The sequence below is a fragment of the Rhodobacter calidifons genome (assembly GCF_011174775.1).
Taxonomy (GTDB): domain Bacteria; phylum Pseudomonadota; class Alphaproteobacteria; order Rhodobacterales; family Rhodobacteraceae; genus Tabrizicola; species Tabrizicola calidifons.
In genome coordinates, this window is record NZ_JAANHS010000035.1 from 1 (window position 1) to 6710 (window position 6710).

Genomic DNA, 6710 nt, shown 5'->3' on the forward strand with positions numbered 1-6710 from the left:
CCTACAGCTTGTGCTTCGACACCACGAGTTTGGCACATCGCAATGCCGTCAGGGGAGAGCGGCATCCACCCCATCTCCGGGTCAAGCGACTAAATTATATATTGATTTCCCAGGCGTGATCGCTTTCGTGGGCTTCAGGGCCACGCTCCCATTTCGCTCTAGTCCCCTCGTGTGTTGCCCACATGACACCATAAACTGCTTCCCCTGAGCGCTGTTGTGATAGCCCGGCGGACTGTTGGCCTTCTTGATCCCGTGCCCTCTCATCGACCAGATTCGGTAAAGTCCAGAAGCGGCATGGCATCGCGGGCTAGTGCCTCGATCCGGTCGGTGACATCGCCTGATAACCACACATCGCGGTCCATATCTTCCCGCAGCATCAGCGACTTCAACCGGATCTCGGCGGCATGGGGGTGATCAACCTGATCGGCAAACCCCTTTGGCATGCCGGTCAAGCTGTCGCTTCGGTCGAAATCGCGGCCTGAATTGGCCAGATCGGCTTTGATACTGGCGAATTCCGCTTCGCGCGTGACCATGGCATCGCGGATCGGACCTAGCTCGGCGGGGCTCAGGCCATAATACCCGGCGGCGGCAAAACCGCCCTCTGCGTCGATCTGGACGTAGATGACACCGCCCGCCTCCTTCTTGCTGCCGGATGGAGTCAGCAGACCCGACAGGTTGGTCTTGTAGGGTCGCTTGTCCTCACTGAACCGTACGTCGCGGTTCATTCCAAACACGGTTGCCTTCCCGCCGGACATCGGCCGGGGTGCATCCTGAAGGCGGTTGCTCAGCGATACGAGCAGATGGATGAAGGGACGCTCAAGCCGCGTTGCGAAGACGGTCTTGTGCGCATGAAACCAGTCCCGGTCATTGTTCGCGGACAGGTCGCGCAGGAAGTCGAAGCTCTGGATGTCAAAGGCGTGTTCGGGGGTCATGGGCGTTGTTGCAGAACTCTGATCTTGAAGGAATCACATTGTGGTCCATGTGGTTAGATGGGCGGTATGAGCAAGCCGATACCCGCCCGCTACCGCACGACGAACTGGTCCAGCTGCACGGCTTCGCTGTGCAAGCGCGGGTCACTGTTGATCTGGTTGGACAAGGAGATGACCTGGCTTGCGCCGCATGACGGCAGGCCCGGTCGGCCTGCGGTGTTTTCCGACGCAGCGATCCAGTTTTGCCTGACGATCAAGGTCTTGTTCAAGCTTCCCTTGCGGCAAACTACAGGAATGGTGGCCAGCCTGTTGAAGATGGCGGACCTGGACTGGACGGTGCCGGATTACACGACCCTGTGCCGACGGCAGAAGACGCTCGCCGTCCAGAGCCCCTATCGGCGCGCCGATGGCCCCTTGAACCTGCTGGTCGACAGCACCGGCATCAAGTTTCTGGGTGATGGCGAATGGCAGGCGCGCAAGCATGGTGTTCAGGGCCGGCGCCAATGGCGCAAGGTCCATCTGGCCATGGACACGGCCACGTCAGACATCCGGGCGGTGGAGTTTACGCCCAGCAGCGATGGCGACAGCCCCGTGCTGCCGGAGTTGCTCGACCAGATCCCCGAGGGCGAGGAGATCGGCACGGTGACCGCCGATGGCGCCTATGACACCCGCCGTTGCCACACCGCCATCCTCGACCGGCAGGCCACTCCGATCATCCCGATCCGCAAGAACGGGCGCCCCTGGAAAGAGGACTGCCCGGCGGCGATTGCCAGAAACGAAACCCTGCGTGCCACCCGACACTACGGCAGGGCGTTCTGGAAGCGCTGGACCGGATACCACGCCCGAAGCCGGATCGAGGCAAAGATGCGCTGCCTCAAAGCCTTTGGAGAGCGCATCGCCGCAATAGACCCAGATCGCCAGACCGCCGACATCCACATCCGCGTCGCCCTGATGAACCGCTTCAACGCCCTCGGCATCGCCGAGATCGTGCGCGTGGCCTGACATCACCGGGGTAAGGGGAACTCAAGCGTCACGCCCGAATTGCGCAACAACGCCCTCCCGCTCCAAAACCCCGAGGTCGCGACGTGACTGCCCTTGCCCGTATCCTCGTCGTCGATGACGAAGCCCCGATCCGCCGCTTTCTGCGGGTGGCGCTCGAGGCCGAGGGCTATGGCGTGATCGAGGCTGGCACCGCGCGCGAGGGACTGGCGATGGCCGCGCGGGAGACCCCGGCGCTGGTGGTGCTCGACCTGGGTCTGCCGGATGCGGACGGCCTGTCGGTGCTGCGTGACCTGCGGGGCTGGAGCCCGGTGCCCGTCCTGATCCTGTCGGTCCGTGCCGACGAAGGGGATAAGGTCGAGGCGCTGGACGCTGGCGCACAGGACTATGTTGTCAAACCCTTCGGTGTGAAGGAGTTCCTTGCCCGGGTGCGGGGTCTTCTTAGGGATCGTGGTGCCAAGGCCATCCCATCGGTCCTGAGCGTCGGTCCCCTGCGGATCGATGCCGCCGATCATTCCGCGACCCTGGACGGGTTGCCGCTCCACCTCACGCGACGAGAGTTCGACCGGCTGTGGATGCTGGCCAGCAACCGCGGGCGACTGGTCACGCAAGAGATGATCCTGCGGGCCATCTGGGGTCCGGCCCATGCAGAAGACAGTCAGTATCTGCGGGTCTACATCCGACAACTGCGCCAAAAGCTCGGCGACGATGCCACTAACCCAAGGTTCATCGCGACGGAACCGGGGATCGGGTATCGTTTCCTCGATGTGGCGGCTACCTGATCGCGCAGCCCTGCCGCCCTGCTGACACCAATTTGCCAAAGCAGGTCTCGTCGTCATGCGCAGTTCGATACGGCGAAGCACATCCGAAGCGCGCAGTGCGGCGCCAGAAGTTGCAGTTAAGCGCCTGCATGCAGAAGCTCTACAACCGCAACCGATTGTCTGTTTGCTTCCCCTGCCACCACCAGCGACGGTCGGCGGCAGCAGGATTCCTCTGCCTATTCATGAACTTCTCCATTTTCCGGCGGTTCGGGGCCCGGTCGGGGTTGACAGCGCGCGAAGGCTTGCATAACTCCAGCGTACGGGTTTCGACTCGCCATTTTCCCTCAACCTAACAGAGAGTCCGATGGACACCAGCCCTAGACGCGGTCCGGCCTCTGCTTTGCAGATCGGCCGGGCCTTCTGCAACAATCCCTGCCCTCGCGGTCTGTCCGTGGGTGAGATGGCGCACGTCTGACGCGCCTTCCGCCTCCGTTCCGGCCGTGATGGCCGATGGAGGCACCGATGAAGCTGAAGCACCTCTTCCCCGTTCCCACCCCCGCCCCGGCCCGTCCCGTGATGGTCTGGACCGTCTCGGCCAAGACCGGGCGGCCGGTCTGCGGCTGGGTTCAGACCCCGGTGCCGGTCGCGCCCGGGGTGGCTGACATGCTCGCCGCGCTGATCGCCCGTCACCGGAGCCTGCGGGCGGCCTGAGGCCGCCTGCGCGCCGCCCGACGGGAGGTCTGCCGATGCGCCTGATCCTGGCCGGAGGCCGGCATCTGACCGATGCCGGTCTCGTCACCCGCGCGCTCGACCGCGCGGCCGAAGCCCATGCCCTGACCGTGCTGATCCACGGCGGCCATGCCCTGACGGGGCAGGCCGCCGAGGACTGGGCGCGGCGCCAGGGTCTGCACGTCATCCGCTATCCGCCCAACTGGCAGCTGCACGGCCGCCGGGCGGAGGGCTTGCGCAATGCCTTCATGCTGGCCGACAGCCGGCCCGACCTGATGCTCGCCCTGCCGGGCGGGGCGGACACGGCCGACCTGATCGCCCGCGCCCGCGGCATTGGCCTGCCGGTCCAGCCGGCCGGTCACGGGAATGCGTCCGACCCGCCCGATGATCCGCTCAGTCGTGGCGGTCACCCGTCCCGCCATCCCGCCTTTCTTCCATCTGACCCTCCACCTTTGCGCCGAGGAGACCGCCCATGACCACCCTGACCAATGCCCTGACCGCCTGGCTTGCCGCGAATGACACCGCCTCGGTGCGCGAGGCGGTGAAGACGATTCACCCCGCCGACATCGCCAACGAGATCGGCGGCCTGCCCGCCGACCAAGCCGCGCGCCTGCTGACCGCGCTGCCACCCGACCGGCAGGGGATCGTCTTCGGCTACTTCGACGCGCCGTTCCAGATCGCCATGGCCAAGGCCCTGCCGCGCGCCGACCTGGCGCAGATCGTCACCGCCATGAGCCACGATGACCGCGCCGACCTGTGGAAGCGGCTCGACCCTGCGGCACGCGACGCGCTGATGCCGGCCCTCGCCCAGGCCGAGCGCGAGGACATCCGGCGGCTGGCCGCCTATCCGGAGGGCACGGCCGGGGCGCTCATGACCTCGGACTACGCCACGCTGGGCCCCGACGAGACCGTGCGCGAGGCCATCGCCCATCTGCGCCGCGAGGCCCCCGATGCCGAGACGATCTATGCCGCCTATGTGGTCGATGCCGACCGCAGCCTGCTGGGCGTGGTCTCCTTGCGCGACCTGATCCTGGCCGACGAGGGCGCGCGGGTAGCCGACCTCATGCAGCGCGATCCGGCCTGTGCCCATGTCGAGGACACCAAGGATCAGGTGGCCGAGAAGATCGCCACCTACGACGTGCTGGCCCTGCCGGTGGTCACCGAGGGGCGGCGGCTCGTGGGCATCGTCACGGTGGATGACGCGCTCGACATCGCGCGGGGCGAACGCGGCCGGCGGCTGGTGCAGTTCGGCGCGGCCGCGCCCATCGGCGGGGGGCCCGACCTCGACCTGCGCAACTCGTCTTACGCGCAGATGTTCAGGGTGCGGGTGTTCTGGCTGATCGTGCTGACCTTCTTCGGCATCATCACCTCGACCTTCGTCGCGGCGCAGGAAGAGATGCTGTCGCAGGTCATCATCTTGGCGGCCTTCATCGCGCCCATCGTGGACATGGGCGGCAATACCGGTAGCCAGTCGGCGACGCTGGTGATCCGCAGCATGGCGCTGGGTCAGGTGGGTCTGAAGGCGCGCGACATCTGGTTCGTGATCCGGCGCGAGATTCCGGTGGCGCTGTCGCTGGGCGTGGTGATTGCGCTGATGGAGGCGGTGCTGGCCTGGTTCTCCAAGGGCGTGGGCGGCGACATCCTTCTGGTGGTGGGGCTGGCGATGGCGGCCTGCACGGTGCTGGGCGCGCTGATCGGGGCGCTTCTGCCCTTTGCCGCGCGGCGGATCGGGACCGATCCGGCCACGCTGTCCTCGCCCCTGATCACCTCGATCATGGACCTTCTGGGCGTGTTCATCTACTTCGGGCTGGCCTATGCCTTCCTCGGCCATCTTCTGGTGGACTGACGGCATGGCGGGGCGGCGGCTGGCACTGCGCCTGGCCGCTGCCGCGCTTGTCAGGCTGTCGAGGTCTGTCCATGGCCTCGCCCGGCTGCATCTGCGGCTGGTGCTGATGTTTGCCGGGGCGGGATTGGTTCCGAACCGGCGCATCCGCAAGGCGCTGCGCCTGGCCGGAGGTCTGGATCGGCTGTCGGGGCGGCTGGCCCTGACGGCCCTGCGCCTTCTGCGCCGGTCGCGCGACAGCTGACGCGGGGGGGCCGGTCAGGCTGTCACATGTCCCTCACCCTGCGCTGCGATCCTTTGCCCGAGACAAGGAGACCTGCATGACCATCGCCCCTGAAATCGCCATCCTGAACCTCGGCACGGCCCTCGCGCTTGGTGCCGCCGTGGGGTTCGAGCGACAGTGGCGCCAGCGCCTCGCGGGTCTGCGCACCAATACGCTGGTCGCGCTCGGCGCGGCCAGCTTCACCGTCTTTGCCGCCAGCTTTCCGGGCGAGGTCAGCCCGACGCGCGTCGCGGCACAGGTGGTCTCGGGCATCGGCTTTCTCGGCGCGGGGATCATCTTCCGCGAAGGTTTCAACGTCCGCGGCCTGAACACCGCGGCGACGCTGTGGTGCGCGGCGGCGATCGGGCTGCTGTCGGGGGCGGGTCAGTATCTGCTGGCGACGGCGGTGACGGCCATGGTGATCTTCGTCAACCTGGCGCTGCGGCCCCTGTCGCGTCTCCTCGACCGCCAGCCGTTGCAGACGACAGAGCTTGTGCGCAGCTATACCGTCGAGATCGTCTGCCGCAGCAGCGAGGAGGCCCATGTGCGTGCGCTGATGCTTCAGGGCTTCGCCACATCGGGCCTTCATCTGACCGCGCTCGACAGCGCCAACATCGAGGACAGCGACCGGGTCGAGGTGACGGCGCGCGTGCATGGCGAAGGCGTGAAGCCCGAGGCGCTGGAACAGATCGTCGGCCGGCTCAGCCTTGAACCCGCCGTCACTGCCGCGCGCTGGCAGATGCAGGCCGAGGTGGCGTGACGGACCCCAGGATCAGAAGTCGGTTTCCAGGTAGACCCCGGCGCAGTCGTAGGCGACGGCAGCAGCCGTAGCGCCGGTGTTCAGGAAGAGCCTGGGCGACAGGAACTGCGTTGCTGCCGGAAGGTCAGCGGTGATCTCTTGCTCGAAGATCGCGCCGGAGACCTCGTCTATCACCCGCACCCAGACCGAGTTGCCATTGAGCGGTGCCGCGATGAAGAGGGTCAGCACGCCACCGGTGGCAATGGCAAAGCTCGCCCCCATGTCGGTCAGGGTTGGCGCCCCGGTGCCGTCATTGGCCACCAGCTGCCAGCGAGTGTGGGTGCCGCGCTGGAAGCCGATACCGATGCAGCTGATGGCTGCGGCCAGCGTCAGGGTGGTCGCCAGCGCGGCGGTGGAGCCGTAGAGGCCGAAGAACCCCATGCCTGTG

General features: G+C 66.5%; 8 protein-coding genes and 1 pseudogene. 7 read left to right on the forward strand and 2 right to left on the reverse strand.

Annotation, left to right across the window (positions count from 1 at the left end):
• Positions 1 to 260: 260 nt before the first annotated feature.
• Positions 261 to 932: a DUF2461 domain-containing protein gene (locus tag G8O29_RS17910; protein ID WP_166404566.1), complete on the reverse strand. Its 672-nt coding sequence runs from the start codon at positions 930 to 932 to the stop codon at positions 261 to 263.
• 66 nt (positions 933 to 998) lie between these two features.
• Here G8O29_RS17910 and G8O29_RS17915 point away from each other — a divergent pair, with 66 nt between their 5' ends.
• From G8O29_RS17915 to G8O29_RS17945, 7 genes are all read left to right on the forward strand, one after another.
• Positions 999 to 1931 (forward strand): IS5 family transposase, encoded by a 933-nt coding sequence (locus G8O29_RS17915; RefSeq protein WP_166404573.1) that lies wholly within the window; start codon positions 999 to 1001, stop codon positions 1929 to 1931.
• A gap of 83 nt (positions 1932 to 2014) precedes the next feature.
• Complete coding sequence (locus G8O29_RS17920) at positions 2015 to 2710, forward strand: response regulator (RefSeq protein ID WP_166404567.1); 696 nt, start codon at positions 2015 to 2017, stop codon at positions 2708 to 2710.
• 501 nt (positions 2711 to 3211) lie between these two features.
• Positions 3212 to 3400 carry a hypothetical protein gene (locus G8O29_RS17925; protein WP_166404568.1) on the forward strand — a complete coding sequence of 63 codons (189 nt, stop codon included), beginning with the start codon at positions 3212 to 3214 and terminating at the stop codon, positions 3398 to 3400.
• Positions 3401 to 3435: 35 nt separating this feature from the next.
• Positions 3436 to 3894, forward strand: a complete 459-nt coding sequence (locus G8O29_RS17930) for a DUF2493 domain-containing protein (RefSeq protein ID WP_166404569.1) — start codon at positions 3436 to 3438, stop codon at positions 3892 to 3894.
• On the forward strand, positions 3891 to 5264 hold the full coding sequence (gene mgtE, locus G8O29_RS17935) for a magnesium transporter (protein ID WP_166404570.1): 1374 nt from the start codon (positions 3891 to 3893) through the stop codon (positions 5262 to 5264). The genes G8O29_RS17930 and mgtE overlap by 4 nt, the downstream gene beginning before the upstream one ends.
• A 4-nt stretch (positions 5265 to 5268) precedes the next feature.
• A complete protein-coding gene (locus G8O29_RS17940; RefSeq protein ID WP_166404571.1) occupies positions 5269 to 5505 on the forward strand; it encodes a hypothetical protein in 237 nt (78 codons plus the stop codon).
• Between the two features lie 76 nt (positions 5506 to 5581).
• Positions 5582 to 6283 (forward strand): MgtC/SapB family protein, encoded by a 702-nt coding sequence (locus tag G8O29_RS17945; protein WP_166404572.1) that lies wholly within the window; start codon positions 5582 to 5584, stop codon positions 6281 to 6283.
• 12 nt (positions 6284 to 6295) lie between these two features.
• Here G8O29_RS17945 and G8O29_RS17950 read toward each other — a convergent pair.
• A pseudogene (locus tag G8O29_RS17950) lies at positions 6296 to 6710 on the reverse strand (DUF2793 domain-containing protein); the annotation flags it as partial.